The organism is Duganella fentianensis, from assembly GCF_009857835.1.
GTDB lineage: Bacteria > Pseudomonadota > Gammaproteobacteria > Burkholderiales > Burkholderiaceae_D > Rugamonas > Rugamonas fentianensis.
Window position 1 is genome coordinate 625,857 of the sequence record NZ_WWCL01000003.1, and the last position, 15,917, is coordinate 641,773.

Here is a 15,917-nt window from a genome sequence, read left to right on the forward strand (position 1 = left end):
CAGTAAATCGGGACGAAGTTTTAGTCGCCGGACTCCGGTCCGGGTTATTAACTGTTGTAATTTTGTTGGGTTTAAACGATGCCAACCATCAATCAACTGATTCGCAATCCACGCGTCGCTCTGACCGTGAAAAGCAAATCGCCGGCGCTGGAAAACAGCCCGCAAAAACGTGGTGTTTGCACCCGTGTGTACACCACCACTCCTAAGAAGCCTAACTCGGCTTTGCGTAAAGTCGCTAAAGTGCGTCTGACCAACGGTTTCGAAGTCATTTCGTACATCGGCGGTGAAGGCCACAACCTGCAAGAGCACAGCGTTGTTCTGCTGCGCGGCGGTCGTGTAAAAGACTTGCCAGGTGTGCGTTACCACATGGTTCGCGGTGCACTGGATACCCAGGGCGTTAAAGACCGTAAACAAGCTCGCTCGAAATACGGTACCAAGCGCGCTAAACAAGCGAAGAAGTAATCGCTCAGTAGTAGACAGTTTTCGCTTAGTGGCAGCTCACTTAGTGAATGTAATCGACCGCATTTGGTCGAGTAAGTGGATGGCTATGATGGTCCTCCGCGAGAGTGCGAATCCCATATCTGCGCACCTCAACTGAAGATTGAAAGGAATTGATATGCCACGTCGTCGTGAAGTACCCAAGCGCGAAATTCTGCCGGATCCAAAATTCGGCAACACGGATGTCGCGAAATTCGTGAACGTTCTGATGCTGTCCGGTAAAAAATCGGTCGCAGAAAACATCATCTACGGTGCCTTCGAGCACATCGCAGCAAAAACCGGTAAAGATCCACTGGAAGTGTTCGCTACCGCGCTGAACAACGCCAAGCCACTGGTTGAAGTTAAATCCCGTCGCGTTGGTGGTGCTAACTACCAAGTGCCGGTCGAAGTGCGCCCAGTACGTCGTATGGCTCTGTCCATGCGCTGGCTGCGTGAAGCCGCTAACAAGCGTAGCGAAAAATCCATGCCACAACGCCTCGGCGGTGAGCTGATGGAAGCGGCTGAAGGCCGCGGCGGTGCGATGAAAAAGCGTGATGAAGTGCACCGTATGGCAGAAGCGAACAAGGCGTTCTCGCACTTCCGCTTCTAATCAAATCGGCCAGTTTTTTCGGAAACTGGCTGTTATCTGTTGTTCGAGGCCGGGCACACTTTGTAATTTGAAGTGGCTCGGTTTTGTCCATTCAAAGATTTAGGAATAATTATGGCCCGCAAGACCCCCATCGAGCGCTACCGCAACATCGGTATCTCCGCTCACATCGATGCAGGTAAGACCACCACCACCGAGCGCGTTCTGTTCTACACGGGCGTGAACCACAAGATCGGTGAAGTTCACGATGGCGCCGCCACCATGGACTGGATGGAGCAGGAGCAAGAGCGCGGCATTACCATTACCTCGGCAGCGACCACCTGCTTCTGGAAAGGTATGGCTAACAACTTCCCTGAGCACCACATCAACATCATCGACACCCCAGGCCACGTGGACTTCACCATCGAGGTGGAACGTTCGATGCGTGTTCTGGACGGCGCATGCATGGTTTACTGCGCAGTTGGTGGCGTACAGCCTCAGTCGGAAACCGTATGGCGTCAGGCTAACAAGTACAAAGTGCCACGTCTGGCCTTCGTAAACAAGATGGACCGTACCGGTGCCAACTTCTTCAAAGTTTACGATCAGATGCGCGCTCGTCTGAAAGCTAACCCGGTTCTGATCCAGATCCCTATCGGCGCTGAAGAAAACTTCAAAGGCGTGATCGACCTGGTCAAGATGAAAGCCATCATCTGGGACGACGCTACCCAGGGTATGAAGTTCGACTACGTCGATATCCCTGCCGAGCTGGCTGATTCGGCCGCTGAGTGGCGCGAGAAGATGGTAGAAGCTGCTGCTGAAGCCAACGAAGACCTGATGAACAAGTACCTGGAAGAGGGCGACCTGTCCGAAGCCGAAATCAAGAAAGCACTGCGTGAGCGTACCATCGCTTCCGAAATCGTGCCGATGATGTGCGGTACCGCGTTCAAGAACAAGGGCGTACAGGCTATGCTGGACGCCGTGATCGAATACCTGCCATCGCCAGTGGACATCGCTGCCGTGACCGGTACCGACGAGCACGAAGAGCCAGCCAGCCGTAAAGCTTCCGATGACGAGAAATTCTCGGCACTGGCCTTCAAGATCATGACCGACCCGTTCGTGGGCCAGCTGGCCTTCTTCCGCGTGTACTCGGGCGTGATCAACGCTGGCGATACCGTGTTCAACTCGGTGAAAAACCGTAAAGAACGTCTGGGCCGTATTCTGCAGATGCACGCTAACCAGCGTGAAGAGATCAAAGAAGTGCGCGCCGGCGACATCGCTGCTGCAGTGGGTCTGAAAGACGTGACCACCGGTGAAACCCTGTGCGATCCAGCATCGATCATCACCCTGGAAAAAATGGTCTTCCCAGAGCCAGTGATTCAACAGGCTGTGGAACCAAAAACCAAGGCTGACCAGGAAAAAATGGGTCTGGCACTGAACCGTCTGGCTCAGGAAGATCCTTCGTTCCGCGTCAAGACCGATGAAGAATCGGGCCAGACCATTATCGGTGGTATGGGCGAGCTGCACCTGGAAATTATCGTTGACCGTATGAAGCGCGAATTCGGCGTGGAAGCGACCGTCGGTAAGCCACAGGTTGCATACCGCGAAACCATCCGTAAGACTTGCGAAGAGTCCGAAGGTAAGTTCGTTAAGCAGTCCGGTGGTCGTGGTCAGTACGGTCACGTGGTTCTGAAGATCGAACCGCAAGAACCAGGTAAGGGCTTCGAGTTCGTGGACGCCATCAAAGGCGGTACCGTTCCACGTGAATACATCCCTGCAGTTGAGAAGGGTGTACGTGGCACGCTGAACACCGGTGTTCTGGCTGGCTACCCAGTGGTTGACGTTAAAGTAACGCTGTTCTTCGGTTCGTACCACGATGTGGACTCGAACGAAAACGCGTTCCAGATGGCTGCTTCGATGGCCTTCAAAGACGGCTGCCGCAAAGCTAACCCAGTTATTCTGGAGCCGATGATGGCGGTGGAAGTGGAAACGCCAGAAGACTACGCCGGTACCGTGATGGGCGACCTGTCGTCCCGTCGTGGTATGGTGCAAGGTATGGACGAGATCCCAGGCGGCGGTGGCAAGATCATCAAAGCTGAAGTGCCTCTGTCGGAAATGTTCGGTTACTCGACCACCCTGCGTTCCGCAACGCAAGGCCGTGCAACCTACACGATGGAATTCAAGCACTACTCGGAAGCGCCTAAGCACGTTATCGACGCTATCGTTACCGCGAAAGCCAAGTAATTTTTTATATTTTTTGCGGGCGGGATGATCCCCGCCTGCAACTTTAAAACTTTGATCTAAGGAAGATTGAAATGGCAAAAGAGAAATTCGAACGGACCAAGCCGCACGTCAACGTCGGCACCATCGGTCACGTTGACCACGGCAAAACCACCCTGACCGCAGCGATCGCTACCGTTCTGTCGAAGAAATTCGGCGGCGAAGCTAAAGCTTACGACCAGATCGATGCTGCTCCAGAAGAAAAAGCACGTGGTATTACCATTAACACCGCTCACGTTGAGTACGAAACCTCGGGTCGTCACTACGCTCACGTTGACTGCCCAGGCCACGCCGACTACATCAAAAACATGATTACCGGTGCTGCTCAGATGGACGGCGCAATCCTGGTTTGCTCCGCAGCTGACGGTCCTATGCCACAGACCCGCGAGCACATCCTGCTGGCCCGTCAGGTTGGCGTTCCATACATCATCGTGTTCCTGAACAAGTGCGATCTGGTTGACGACGCAGAACTGCTGGAACTGGTTGAAATGGAAGTGCGCGAGCTGCTGTCGAAGTACGACTTCCCAGGCGACGACCTGCCTATCGTTAAAGGTTCGGCACGTATGGCTCTGGACGGCGACACCGGTCCGCTGGGCGAACAGGCTATCATGCAACTGGCCGAAGCACTGGACAGCTACATCCCTACGCCAGAGCGCGCAGTGGACGGCGCCTTCCTGATGCCAGTAGAAGACGTGTTCTCGATCTCGGGTCGCGGTACCGTGGTGACCGGTCGTGTTGAGCGCGGTATCATCAAAGTCGGCGAAGAGATCGAAATCGTCGGTATCAAAGACACCGTGAAAACCACCTGCACCGGCGTGGAAATGTTCCGCAAACTGCTGGACCAGGGTCAGGCAGGCGACAACGTTGGTCTGCTGCTGCGCGGCACCAAGCGTGAAGACGTGGAACGTGGTCAAGTTCTGGCAAAACCAGGCTCGATCAAGCCACACAACCACTTCACCGGCGAGATCTACGTTCTGTCGAAAGATGAAGGCGGCCGTCACACCCCGTTCTTCAACAACTATCGTCCACAGTTCTACTTCCGTACCACCGACGTAACCGGTTCGATCGAGCTGCCAGCCGATAAAGAAATGGTTATGCCAGGCGACAACGTGTCGATCACCGTTAAGCTGATCAACCCGATCGCGATGGAAGAAGGTCTGCGCTTCGCTATCCGCGAAGGCGGCCGTACCGTTGGCGCAGGCGTGGTTGCAAAAATCATCGGCTAATTTTTAGGCGCTGATAACTCAGGGTCGACAAGGTGTGCTACCATGTCGACCCTTTGTGCTGTATCCCGTTCTTTTTAAATTGCTGGCGCTACAAAGTTGCCAGTTCGCTCTTTTAGGAAAACATCATGTCCGCACCAAACCAGAAAATCCGTATCCGTCTGAAAGCTTTCGATTACAAACTGATCGACCAGTCGGCTCTGGAAATCGTTGATACCGCCAAGCGCACCGGCGCTGTGGTCAAAGGCCCAGTTCCTCTGCCAACCCGCATCCAGCGTTACGACGTTCTGCGTTCGCCACACGTCAACAAGACCTCGCGCGACCAGTTCGAAATCCGTACCCACCAGCGTCTGATGGACATCGTTGATCCAACCGACAAAACCGTGGACGCACTGATGAAGCTGGACCTGCCAGCTGGCGTTGACGTCGAAATCAAACTGCAATAATTCTCCTCCATGACGGCCCACGGGCTGTCATGTGCCGGATCACAGGGCCGCAAGTGCATGCACTTGCGGCCCTGTTGTTTTGGGGCCTGTGCTGCGCCTGGCCCGCGAGTACTTTAGTAGTAAAACATTACGAATTTAATTCTAAAAAACAACGAATGTTTAGTTAATTGAAGGTTTTTTCGCCTCTGGCGAGTTTTTTCCTTTCCTTTGACAGCCTGTTGTGAGAAATTCCTAGGCCGCATAAAAATCAACGGCGTTGTGATCCAGCGTCATCCTTATGCGCGTAGTTTGTAATTACCACTCAGGAATAGTTTTGAAAAACATAAATTTGAAGAAAAATGCTTTATCGATTGCCCTGGCAGTCGCTTTCACCCCTGCTGTGCATGCGCAGGAAACCGCCGAGCCCAAGATTCAGCGGGTAGAAATCACCGGCTCCAGCATCAAACGTACCGACAGTGAAACGGCTGCCTCTGTGCAAGTGCTGTCGCGTAAAGACATCGAGCGTACCGGCGAGCACACCGTGCTGGGCCTGCTGAACTCGACGGCTGCCATCAGCACCAGCCTCAACTCGGCCAGCAGCAGCTCGAGTGGCTTCGCAACCGGTTCCTCGGGTGTGTCGATGCGCGGTCTGGGCAAGGTCTCGACCCTGGTTCTGGTTAATGGCCGCCGCATCGCTCCTTACGGCCTGGCCGACGGTGCACAAGAAAACTTCACCAATCTGGACGCTATCGCTACCGACGCGATCGAGCGCATCGAGATTCTGAAAGATGGCGCTTCGGCTATCTACGGTTCCGACGCGATTGCCGGCGTGATCAACATCATCCTGCGTAAAGACTACCAGGGCGGTAAAGTCCAGGTTAACTACGAAGCCACCGACGGCTTCGCTGACCGTCGTAACCGCAGCGTCTCGGCCATCTACGGCTTCGGCGATGTGGAAGAGAACGGCTTCAACACCTATCTGACCTTCGAAGGCTACAAGCGCGATGGTTACACCCAGGGTGAGCTGGCCAGCCGCTATCCGGCATGGCAGCGCCAGACCCCGGGACGTTCGACCTGGGACGCCAAGAGCACCTACTCGCCGACCGGTAACTACTTCCTGAGCTCGACCAACATTGTTGCTGCGCCAGGCTGCCCGGCGAGCGCGATCGACCCATCGGACAAGCTGTGCAAATTCGATGTGCTGCAGTATTCGGGGCTGACCACCGATAACAAGCGCTACGCTGCTGCCAGCAACACCCGCTTCAAGATAGGCCGCGATATCGACGCCTCGTTCGAAATCACCACCGCCGGCGCGACCAACGACTACATCGTTGCACCTCTGGGCGTTAGCAACAATTACGCCACCACCCAATCCTTCGTCTGGTACAACGCGCTGGCTGGCAAAATGGTAGGTCCATTCACCTACCCGAAACTGCCAGTGGGTAACAACGGCAATCCCTACAATTTCCCTGTCGAATACCGCGCCCGTCTGATGGACACCGGCGACGGCTTTAACTTCAACCGTACCGAATCCGACCAGAGCCGCTTTATGCTGGCCCTGAACGGCACGCTCGGCAATTTCGACTGGAAATCGGCGGTGGGTCACATGACCTCGAGCGCCACCAAGTCCACCCGCGCACCTAGCGCCAAAGGCTATACCGATGCCATTCTGAACAACACCTACAAGTTTGGTCAGAAGAACGACGTGGCACTGCTGAACTCGATGTTCCCGGTCCGTACCACGGAAGGTGAAGCGAAGATCGAATTCATCGACGCTACGATCACCGGTGAAGTCATGCAACTGCCGGCCGGTCCTCTGAGCATTGCAGTAGGCACCGACATCCGTCGTAGTTCTTACGAAATGAAGAGCTCGGACAACGTGCTGGGCGGCGAACTGGTAGGCGTATTCGGTCTGCAAGTGAAAGACCGTCAGAGCCAGTACGCAGTATTCACCGAAGCCACCATTCCTGTGGTGAAGCGTGTGGAGCTGAGCGCCGCCTTGCGTGCCGACAAAACCAGTGGCGTTGAAGCTCACCTGTCGCCGAAACTCGGCGCCAAAGTGCAGGCGCTGGACTCGCTGCTGCTGCGCGCTACGGCGGCCGGTGGCTTCCGTGCGCCTAACATCGTTGAAACTGGTAACGGTTTGGGCCGTAGCGCAGTGAGCAATAACGTGGTCGATCAGCGTCGTTGCCCTATCGCTTCGGAACTGAATAACATCATTCAGAAGTCCGGTGCAACGGCGGCTGAAAAGGCGCTGGCCAACACCTACCGCAACAACGATTGCCTGGCCTCGCTGCCTAGCTTCACCACCTCGAACCCGGATCTGAAACCGGAAACCTCGCGTTCCTACACGCTGGGCCTGGTGCTCGAGCCGGTCAAGAACTGGACGCTGGCACTGGACTACTACAGCATCGAGCGTAAGGATGAAATCTCTCCGCGTTCCGTAGCGGACGTTCTGAAAAACGAAGCAGCGCTGCCTGCCGGCCAGCTGATTCGCATGGACAACTCGGCGACCGACAACGAGTTCCTGGCACTGGTACGCAAGTACGCTCCGGGTACTGCCACCAACTTCCAGGGTATCGGCAAGCTGGGCATGCTGTACAACCCGTATGTCAATTCGGGCAAAACCCGCGCTTCGGGCTTCGACTTCGACGCTTCGGGCAAGTTCAAGATCGCCAACGTGGGTGATGTTGCCCTGAAACTGGACGGTACCTATGCACTGAAGTACCAGTCCTTCCTGGTGGCCGACAATGCCTACGGTATGAACGGTGCCGGTAGCTACGATGGTGGTCCGCGTCTGCGCATGAAACTGCGCGGCTCGCTGAGCAGCGGCAAAGTGGATCAGGGCGTGACCGTGAACTACCGCGGTGCCTGGAGCCCGAACAGCGACGATGCGCCGACCTATTGCGAGACCAGCAAAGTTGCCGCCGATCAGATGGCAGCCTGCGGCAAAGTTCGCGCCTACGCCACGGTGGATTACAACCTGACTTACACCCTGAGCAAGAACGTGAAGCTGAGTGCCTATATCAACAATCTGTTGAACCAGGATACGCCAGTCAACTACCGTGAAGGCATCACTGCTGCCAACATGTTGTTCCGTACCTTGGGCCTGAGCGCTGCTTACACCTTCTAAGCATCGCCTGCCATCCCGGCCCGCCAGGGCCGGGTCAGCTGCACCACACCCCGGCCACCCTGTGTGGCCGGGGTGTTTTTTTTGCCCGATCTGGTACGCCAGCCCGCATCGGCGCTGGTTTTGCCCCACTTTGCCGCCATTTTGCCTGCGCCGCGCGAAAACCTGACATACCTCGTATTAAGTTGTTGCGTCAAGGGTCTTTTCGCGCTAAACTAGCCGGCTTCGGTATGGATATGTCTTTTTTATTGGTCCGTACTTATTTTAGTAGTTAAACAAAGCCCCGCCCAATCGTAGGTGGGAATGGAGAAAAAATGAGCCTAGGCCTCCTCGGTCGCAAGGTTGGTATGATGCGCATCTTCACCGATGACGGGGATTCGATCCCAGTCACCGTGTTGGACGTATCGAACAACCGTGTTGCGCAAATCAAAACGCCTGAAACGGATGGTTACTCCGCTGTTCAGGTTGCATTCGGTCAACGTCGCGCTTCCCGCGTGACCAAAGCCGTCGCTGGTCACCACGCCAAAGCTGGCGTTGAAGCCGGTACCACGCTGAAAGAATTCCGCATTGACGTTACCAAAGCTGCTGAACTGAAAGCTGGCGACACCGTTGCCGTTTCGCTGTTCGAAGTTGGTCAGAAAGTTGACGTGCAAGGCGTATCGATCGGTAAGGGTTACGCTGGTACCATCAAGCGTCACAACTTTGCTTCGGGTCGTCAGACCCACGGTAACTCCCGTTCGCACAACGTACCAGGTTCCATCGGTATGGCGCAGGATCCAGGTCGCGTATTCCCTGGTAAGCGCATGACCGGTCACCTCGGTGACGTAACCTGCACCGTGCAGAACCTCGAAATCGCCCGTATCGATGCCGACCGTCAGCTGCTGCTGGTCAAAGGCGCGATCCCAGGCGCGAAAAACGGCCAGGTTGTTGTGTCGCCTGCTGTCAAAGTTAAAGCAAAGAAGGGAGCTTAATCGATGGAACTCAAGCTCTTGAACGCACAAGGTCAAGCCGCCTCTAACGTTGCTGCCGCCGACACCGTCTTCGGCCGTGACTACAACGAAGCCCTGATCCACCAGATCGTCGTTGCTTACCAAGCCAATGCCCGCAGCGGTAACCGCAAGCAAAAAGACCGTGAAGAAGTTCACCACACGACCAAGAAGCCATGGCGCCAAAAAGGTACCGGCCGTGCTCGTGCTGGTATGTCCTCGTCGCCACTGTGGCGCGGCGGTGGTCGCATCTTCCCGAACTCGCCTGACGAGAACTTCACCCACAAAGTGAACAAGAAGATGTACCGCGCTGGTATCTGCTCGATCCTGTCGCAACTGGCTCGTGAAGAGCGTCTGGTTGTGGTAGAAGATTTCGCTATCGAAGCTCCTAAGACCAAGCTGCTGTCGCAAAAGCTGACCGGCATGGGCTTTGACTCGGTGCTGATCATTACCGATACCGCCAACGAAAACCTGGAACTGGCTTCGCGCAATCTGCCGAACGTTCTGGTCGTTGAACCACGTCACGCAGATCCAATGTCCCTGGTGTTCTACAAGAAGATCCTGGTCACCAAAGCTGCACTGGCTAAGATTGAGGAGATGCTGGCATGAGCGCATTGAAATTTAGCGAAGAGCGCCTGATGAAGGTGCTGGTAGCTCCGGTCATTTCCGAGAAGGCCACCATGGTCGCGGAAAAGAACGAGCAGATCGTGTTCCGTGTTAGCACCGACGCGACCAAGCCAGAAATCAAAGCCGCTGTTGAACTGCTGTTCAAAGTGGAAGTGGAATCGGTGCAAACCGTAAACCGCGAAGGTAAGCAGAAGCGTTCCGGTGCTCACATCGGCCGCCGCAACCATACCAAGCGCGCTTTCGTGTGCCTGAAACCTGGCCAGGAAATCAATTTCTCCGAGGAGGCTAAATAATGGCACTCGTTAAGATGAAGCCAACCTCCCCAGGCCGTCGCGGCATGGTGAAAGTTGTTAACGCCGACCTGTACAAAGGCCGTCCGTTCGCAGCGCTGGTTGAGAAAAAATCGAAAACTGCTGGCCGTAACAACAACGGTCACATCACCACCCGTCATATCGGTGGTGGCCACAAGCAGCACTATCGTCTGGTTGACTTCAAGCGTCAAAAAGATGGTATTCCTGCAAAAGTGGAACGTATCGAATACGATCCTAACCGTACCGCGCACATCGCTCTGCTGTGCTACGCCGACGGTGAGCGTCAGTACATCATCGCTACCAAAGGCATGGCCGTGGGCGACACCGTGATGAACGGTTCGGAAGCTCCGATCAAAGCCGGTAACTGCCTGCCGATCCGCAACATCCCAGTTGGTACTGTGATGAACTGCGTTGAAATGCTGCCAGGTAAGGGTGCTCAGATGGCCCGTACCGCTGGTGCTGGCGTGGTGCTGATGGCCCGTGAAGGTACCTACGCTCAGGTGCGTCTGCGCTCCGGCGAAGTACGTCGCGTGCACATCGAGTGCCGTGCAACCGTGGGTGAAGTCGGCAATGCCGAACACAGCCTGCGTAAGATCGGTAAAGCTGGTGCGATGCGCTGGCGCGGTGTTCGTCCTACCGTTCGCGGTGTGGTCATGAACCCGATCGACCACCCGCACGGTGGTGGTGAAGGCCGTACTGCAGCTGGTCGTCACCCAGTGTCGCCATGGGGCCAGCAGACCAAGGGTAAGAAGACTCGCAGCAACAAGCGTACTTCTTCGATGATCGTCTCGCGCCGCGGCAAGAAATAAGGATAAATCATGACTCGTTCATTGAAAAAAGGGCCGTTCTGTGACGCCCACCTGGTGAAAAAAGTCGAAGCCGCTCAAGCGTCCAAAGACAAAAAGCCAATCAAAACCTGGTCCCGTCGCTCGACCATCATGCCTGACTTCATCGGCCTGACGATCGCTGTTCACAACGGCAAGCTGCACGTGCCTGTGTATGTTTCCGAGAACATGGTTGGTCACAAGCTCGGTGAATTCGCGCTGACCCGCACGTTCAAGGGCCATGCCGCTGACAAGAAGGCGAAGAAATAATGGAAACCAAAGCTATCCTCAAAGGTGTGCGCCTGTCCGACCAAAAAGGTCGTCTGGTTGCTGACCTGATCCGTGGCAAGAAGGTTGACGCTGCACTCAACATTCTGCAATTCAGCCCAAAAAAGGGCGCGACCATCATCAAGAAAGTGCTCGAGTCGGCAATCGCTAACGCTGAGCACAATGACGGCGCGGACATCGACGAACTGTTCGTGAAAACGATCTACGTCGAAAAGGGCCCGATCCTGAAGCGCTTCACTGCACGCGCTAAAGGCCGGGGTGATCGTATCTCGAAACAATCCTGTCACATTTACGTGACTGTCGGCAACTAAGGAGTCACGATGGGACAGAAGATACATCCAACCGGTTTCCGTCTGGCCGTAACCCGTAACTGGGCTTCGCGCTGGTACGCTGGCAATGGCAACTTTGCTGCCATGCTGAATGAAGACCTGAAAGCTCGCGCTTTCCTGAAAACCAAGCTGAAGAACGCTTCGGTCGGCCGCATCGTGATCGAGCGTCCAGCCAAGAACGCGCGCTTCACCATCTACAGCTCGCGTCCGGGCGTGGTCATTGGTAAAAAAGGCGAAGACATCGAAGTACTGAAGTCGGCCCTGACCAAGATCATGGGCGTGCCTGTGCATGTGAACATCGAAGAAATCCGCAAGCCAGAAATCGATTCGCAGCTGATCGCTGACTCGATCGCTCAGCAGCTGGAAAAGCGCATCATGTTCCGCCGCGCGATGAAACGTGCTATGCAAAACGCCATGCGTCTGGGTGCCCTGGGCATCAAGATCATGTCGTCGGGCCGTCTGAACGGTATCGAAATCGCTCGTAAAGAGTGGTATCGCGAAGGTCGTGTGCCTCTGCACACCCTGCGCGCCGATATCGACTACGGTACCAGCGAAGCTTCGACCACCTACGGCATCATCGGTGTGAAGGTTTGGGTTTACAAAGGCGATCGTTCGGCTAACGGCGACGCACCAGTGATCGATACCCCACCAGACGAGAAGAAGCCACGTGGCCCACGTCGCGACGACGGTAAACCAGCTGGCCGTCGTCCAGCCGGTGCCGGCCGTGTGCGTAGCGCCGCCAAGCCGGCCGAGAAAGCAGGAGAATAATCATGCTGCAACCAGCACGCAGAAAGTATCGTAAAGAGCAGAAAGGCCGTAACACCGGCATTTCGCACACCGCCGGCACTTCGGTGTCGTTCGGCGAATTCGGTCTGAAAGCCGTGGCCCGTGGTCGTATCACGGCCCGTCAAATCGAGGCTGCACGTCGCGCCATGACCCGTCACATCAAACGTGGCGGCCGTATCTGGATTCGCGTGTTCCCGGACAAACCGATTTCGAACAAACCTGCCGAAGTCCGTATGGGTAACGGTAAAGGTAATCCGGAATACTACGTCGCCGAAATCCGTCCAGGCAAAGTCCTGTACGAAATGGATGGCGTCGCAGAAGAACTGGCGCGCGAAGCATTCCGCCTGGCCGCTGCCAAACTGCCACTGGCAACCACTTTCGTGGTTCGTCAAGTTGGTCAATAACAGGAGTGAAATATGAAAGCATCTGAACTCCGCGGCAAAGACCAGGACGCTCTGCAAAAAGAGCTGAATGACCTGTTGAAGGCCCAGTTTGGCCTGCGTATGCAAATCGCTACGCAACAACTGAGCAACACTTCGCAGCTCAAGAAGGTACGTCGCGATATCGCACGTGTAAAAACGGTAATGAACACGAAGGAAGCCAAATGACTGATCAAGTAAAGCTGAAGCGTACTCTGATCGGTAAGGTGGTGTCCGATAAAATGGACAAAACCGTTACCGTTCTGATCGAACGCCACGTCAAACATCCTTTGTACGGTAAGATCATCGTCCGCTCGAACAAGTATCACGCGCACGACGAGACCAACCAGGTGAAAGCCGGTGACACGGTGGAAATCACGGAAGGTCGTCCGATCTCCAAAACGAAGGCATGGACCGTAACGCGTGTGGTGCAAGCCGCACAAATCGTTTAATTGACGATCTCGCCTCCGACCTTAGGGCCGGGGGCGGTTTTTCAATTAGTTCTTGCAAGCCCGCAAATTGTATGTAATACTTGCGGGCTTCGTTCATGTAACGCCGCAAAGTGTCTGGCCACAGACGCAGAACCGCGCGGTCAGTAGCAGTACGAAGGTCAAGCACCCAAACAGTGGGCTCTGCATGAGCACTCTGGCGGGACCAAGACTGACCGCAGGTCCGCATTGTGTGGATTCTTCGGCTTAAGTTGGGAAAGAGAATACTATGATTCAAACTGAAAGCCGGCTCGAAGTGGCCGACAACACCGGTGCAAAAGAAGTTCTGTGCATCAAGGTGTTGGGCGGCTCCAAGCGCCGTTATGCAAGCATTGGCGATGTGATCAAAGTAACCGTTAAGGTTGCTGCGCCACGTGGCCGTGTTAAAAAAGGTGAAATTTATAACGCCGTGGTTGTGCGTACCGCTAAAGGTGTGCGCCGCCAAGATGGTTCCCTGGTGAAGTTCGACGGCAATGCCGCCGTTCTGCTGAACGCCAAACTGGAACCAATCGGTACCCGTATTTTTGGACCAGTCACGCGCGAACTGCGTACTGAAAAGTTCATGAAGATCGTGTCCCTGGCACCTGAAGTCCTGTAAGGAGTCGTAATGGATAAGATTCGTAAAAACGACGAAGTCATCGTTCTGGCCGGGAAAGACAAGGGCAAGCGTGGCGTCGTTCAGCGTCGTGTAGATGCTGAGCACGTCGTGGTTGAAGGCGTCAACGTTGCTAAAAAAGCGACCAAGCCTAACCCAATGACTGGCGTACAAGGTGGTATCGTCGATAAGACTATGCCGATTCACGTGTCCAACGTTGCACTGTTCAATGCAGCGACTGGCAAGGCAGACCGTGTTGGTTTCAAAGAAGTGGATGGCAAAAAAGTCCGCGTCTTCAAATCGTCCGGCGAAGTAGTGAAGGCTTAAGAAATCATGGCACGTCTCCAAGAGTTCTATAAAGAAAAAGTCGTTGCTGACCTGACCGCTAAATTCGGTTACAAGTCGGTAATGGAAGTTCCACGTCTGACCAAGATCACCCTGAACATGGGTGTGGGTGAGGCTGTTGCGGACAAGAAGGTCCTCGAGCACGCTGTCGGCGACCTGACCAAGATCGCTGGTCAAAAACCAGTGACCACCAAATCGCGTAAAGCAATCGCGGGTTTCAAAATCCGTGAAGGCTACCCGATCGGTACCATGGTTACCCTGCGCGGCGCTCGTATGTACGAGTTCCTGGATCGCTTCATCACCGTGGCCCTGCCACGCGTGCGCGATTTCCGCGGTGTGAATGGCCGTGCGTTCGATGGTCGTGGTAACTACAACATCGGCGTGAAAGAGCAGATCATCTTCCCGGAAATCGAGTACGACAAGATCGATGCGCTGCGTGGTCTGAACATTTCGATCACCACCACCGCCAAGACCGACGACGAAGCGAAAGCTCTGCTCGCCGCCTTTAAATTCCCGTTCAGGAACTAAGTAGATCATGGCAAAACTCGCACTGATTAACCGTGAGCAGAAGCGTATTGACCTGGCAAACAAGTTTGCTGCCAAGCGCGCTGCACTGAAGGCCATCATTGATGACCAGTCGAAGTCGGAAGAAGAACGTTACGAAGCGCGCCTGAAACTGCAAGCGCTGCCACGTAACTCGGCACCGACCCGCCAGCGTAACCGCTGCGCCGTCACCGGTCGTCCACGCGGCACCTTCCGTAAATTCGGTCTGGGCCGTATCAAGCTCCGTGAATTCGCCATGCGTGGTGAAATTCCGGGTATGACTAAAGCAAGCTGGTAATAGGAGAATAAGCAATGAGTATGAGCGATCCTATCGCCGATATGCTGACCCGCATTCGCAACGCCCAAGGCGTGCAAAAAGCGACCGTGGCTATGCCATCGTCGAAAGTTAAAGTTGCGATTGCCAACGTCCTGAAGGACGAGGGTTACATTGAAGATTTCGCAGTTGCCGAAGCTGGTGGCAAAGCGGAACTGAAAATCGGTTTGAAGTATTATGTTGGCCGTCCCGTCATTGAGCGCCTGGAGCGCGTGTCCCGTCCGGGCCTGCGTATCTACAAAGGCAAAGACGAGATCCCTACTGTGATGAATGGCTTGGGTGTGGCGATCGTGTCGACTCCGCAAGGCGTCATGACTGACCGCAAAGCACGCGCTACCGGTGTCGGCGGCGAAGTTATTTGCTACGTCGCATAAGGAGTTACACATGTCTCGAGTAGCTAAAATGCCTATCGCTGTGCCAGCTGGCGCTGAAGTCGCCATCTCCGCACAAGCGATCACCGTAAAAGGCCCGCTGGGCGTGCTGACCCAGTCCCTGAACGGTCTGGTAGCAGTAGAAAACAATGCAGGTACCCTGAGCTTTACGCCAGCCAATGACTCCCGCGAAGCCAATGCCATGTCCGGCACGCTGCGCGCTCTGGTCAACAACATGGTCAACGGCGTAACCAAGGGTTTCGAGAAGAAGCTGAACCTGATCGGCGTGGGCTACAAAGCTCAAGCACAAGGCGACAAGCTGAACCTGTCGCTGGGCTTCTCCCACCCTATCGTGCACGTCATGCCTGCTGGCGTGAGCTGCGCGACGGCCACTCCGACCGAGATCGTCATCAAAGGCATCGACCGTCAAAAAGTGGGCCAAGTGGCTGCTGAAGTTCGTGCTTACCGCGCTCCTGAGCCATACAAAGGCAAGGGCGTCCGTTATTCGGACGAAGTGGTTAAGATCAAAGAAACCAAGAAGAAGTAAACTAGG

22 protein-coding genes are annotated in these 15,917 nt (G+C 55.1%); all 22 read left to right on the forward strand.

Features of this window, described 5'->3' with window-relative positions; genetic code table 11:
* The first annotated feature begins 78 nt into the window (after positions 1-78).
* Positions 79-462, forward strand: coding sequence for a 30S ribosomal protein S12 (rpsL, locus tag GTP23_RS15855; protein WP_008444270.1), 384 nt, complete (start codon positions 79-81; stop codon positions 460-462).
* Between the two features lie 154 nt (positions 463-616).
* Positions 617-1,087, forward strand: coding sequence for a 30S ribosomal protein S7 (gene rpsG / locus GTP23_RS15860; protein ID WP_155436655.1), 471 nt, complete (start codon positions 617-619; stop codon positions 1,085-1,087).
* A gap of 111 nt (positions 1,088-1,198) precedes the next feature.
* Complete coding sequence (gene fusA / locus GTP23_RS15865; RefSeq protein ID WP_161036028.1) at positions 1,199-3,304, forward strand: elongation factor G; 2,106 nt, start codon at positions 1,199-1,201, stop codon at positions 3,302-3,304.
* Between the two features lie 71 nt (positions 3,305-3,375).
* Positions 3,376-4,566: an elongation factor Tu gene (tuf, locus tag GTP23_RS15870; RefSeq protein WP_161036029.1), complete on the forward strand. Its 1,191-nt coding sequence runs from the start codon at positions 3,376-3,378 to the stop codon at positions 4,564-4,566.
* Between the two features lie 125 nt (positions 4,567-4,691).
* Positions 4,692-5,009 (forward strand): 30S ribosomal protein S10, encoded by a 318-nt coding sequence (gene rpsJ, locus GTP23_RS15875; protein ID WP_028101676.1) that lies wholly within the window; start codon positions 4,692-4,694, stop codon positions 5,007-5,009.
* Positions 5,010-5,322: 313 nt separating this feature from the next.
* Positions 5,323-8,121: a TonB-dependent receptor plug domain-containing protein gene (locus GTP23_RS15880; protein WP_229256120.1), complete on the forward strand. Its 2,799-nt coding sequence runs from the start codon at positions 5,323-5,325 to the stop codon at positions 8,119-8,121.
* Positions 8,122-8,432: 311 nt separating this feature from the next.
* Positions 8,433-9,089, forward strand: coding sequence for a 50S ribosomal protein L3 (gene rplC / locus GTP23_RS15885; protein ID WP_155436396.1), 657 nt, complete (start codon positions 8,433-8,435; stop codon positions 9,087-9,089).
* Positions 9,090-9,092: 3 nt separating this feature from the next.
* Positions 9,093-9,713, forward strand: a complete 621-nt coding sequence (gene rplD / locus GTP23_RS15890; protein ID WP_155436395.1) for a 50S ribosomal protein L4 — start codon at positions 9,093-9,095, stop codon at positions 9,711-9,713.
* Complete coding sequence (rplW, locus tag GTP23_RS15895) at positions 9,710-10,024, forward strand: 50S ribosomal protein L23 (protein ID WP_161036031.1); 315 nt, start codon at positions 9,710-9,712, stop codon at positions 10,022-10,024. Before rplD ends, rplW begins: the two co-directional genes overlap by 4 nt.
* Positions 10,024-10,851, forward strand: a complete 828-nt coding sequence (gene rplB / locus GTP23_RS15900; RefSeq protein WP_155436393.1) for a 50S ribosomal protein L2 — start codon at positions 10,024-10,026, stop codon at positions 10,849-10,851. Before rplW ends, rplB begins: the two co-directional genes overlap by 1 nt.
* 9 nt (positions 10,852-10,860) lie before the next feature.
* A complete protein-coding gene (rpsS, locus tag GTP23_RS15905) occupies positions 10,861-11,136 on the forward strand; it encodes a 30S ribosomal protein S19 (RefSeq protein ID WP_155436392.1) in 276 nt (91 codons plus the stop codon).
* Entirely contained in the window at positions 11,133-11,465 is a 333-nt protein-coding gene (gene rplV, locus GTP23_RS15910; protein ID WP_174864456.1) for a 50S ribosomal protein L22, read from the forward strand. The genes rpsS and rplV overlap by 4 nt, the downstream gene beginning before the upstream one ends.
* Positions 11,466-11,474: 9 nt before the next feature.
* The gene (rpsC, locus tag GTP23_RS15915) at positions 11,475-12,251 is read left to right on the forward strand and encodes a 30S ribosomal protein S3 (RefSeq protein WP_155436391.1); all 777 of its coding nucleotides are present in this window, start codon (positions 11,475-11,477) and stop codon (positions 12,249-12,251) included.
* Between the two features lie 2 nt (positions 12,252-12,253).
* Positions 12,254-12,673: a 50S ribosomal protein L16 gene (gene rplP / locus GTP23_RS15920; protein ID WP_008444302.1), complete on the forward strand. Its 420-nt coding sequence runs from the start codon at positions 12,254-12,256 to the stop codon at positions 12,671-12,673.
* A 12-nt stretch (positions 12,674-12,685) separates the two neighbouring features.
* Positions 12,686-12,877 carry a 50S ribosomal protein L29 gene (gene rpmC, locus GTP23_RS15925; protein ID WP_155436390.1) on the forward strand — a complete coding sequence of 64 codons (192 nt, stop codon included), beginning with the start codon at positions 12,686-12,688 and terminating at the stop codon, positions 12,875-12,877.
* On the forward strand, positions 12,874-13,140 hold the full coding sequence (gene rpsQ / locus GTP23_RS15930) for a 30S ribosomal protein S17 (RefSeq protein ID WP_155436389.1): 267 nt from the start codon (positions 12,874-12,876) through the stop codon (positions 13,138-13,140). Before rpmC ends, rpsQ begins: the two co-directional genes overlap by 4 nt.
* A 265-nt stretch (positions 13,141-13,405) precedes the next feature.
* Complete coding sequence (gene rplN / locus GTP23_RS15935) at positions 13,406-13,774, forward strand: 50S ribosomal protein L14 (protein ID WP_155436388.1); 369 nt, start codon at positions 13,406-13,408, stop codon at positions 13,772-13,774.
* A gap of 9 nt (positions 13,775-13,783) precedes the next feature.
* Entirely contained in the window at positions 13,784-14,098 is a 315-nt protein-coding gene (gene rplX, locus GTP23_RS15940; protein WP_155436387.1) for a 50S ribosomal protein L24, read from the forward strand.
* A gap of 6 nt (positions 14,099-14,104) precedes the next feature.
* Positions 14,105-14,644, forward strand: a complete 540-nt coding sequence (rplE, locus tag GTP23_RS15945; RefSeq protein WP_155436386.1) for a 50S ribosomal protein L5 — start codon at positions 14,105-14,107, stop codon at positions 14,642-14,644.
* 7 nt (positions 14,645-14,651) lie between these two features.
* Complete coding sequence (gene rpsN / locus GTP23_RS15950; protein ID WP_161036032.1) at positions 14,652-14,957, forward strand: 30S ribosomal protein S14; 306 nt, start codon at positions 14,652-14,654, stop codon at positions 14,955-14,957.
* 14 nt (positions 14,958-14,971) lie between these two features.
* Positions 14,972-15,367, forward strand: a complete 396-nt coding sequence (gene rpsH, locus GTP23_RS15955; protein ID WP_161036033.1) for a 30S ribosomal protein S8 — start codon at positions 14,972-14,974, stop codon at positions 15,365-15,367.
* Positions 15,368-15,377: 10 nt separating this feature from the next.
* Entirely contained in the window at positions 15,378-15,911 is a 534-nt protein-coding gene (rplF, locus tag GTP23_RS15960) for a 50S ribosomal protein L6 (RefSeq protein ID WP_161036034.1), read from the forward strand.
* The last annotated feature ends 6 nt before the right edge of the window (positions 15,912-15,917 follow it).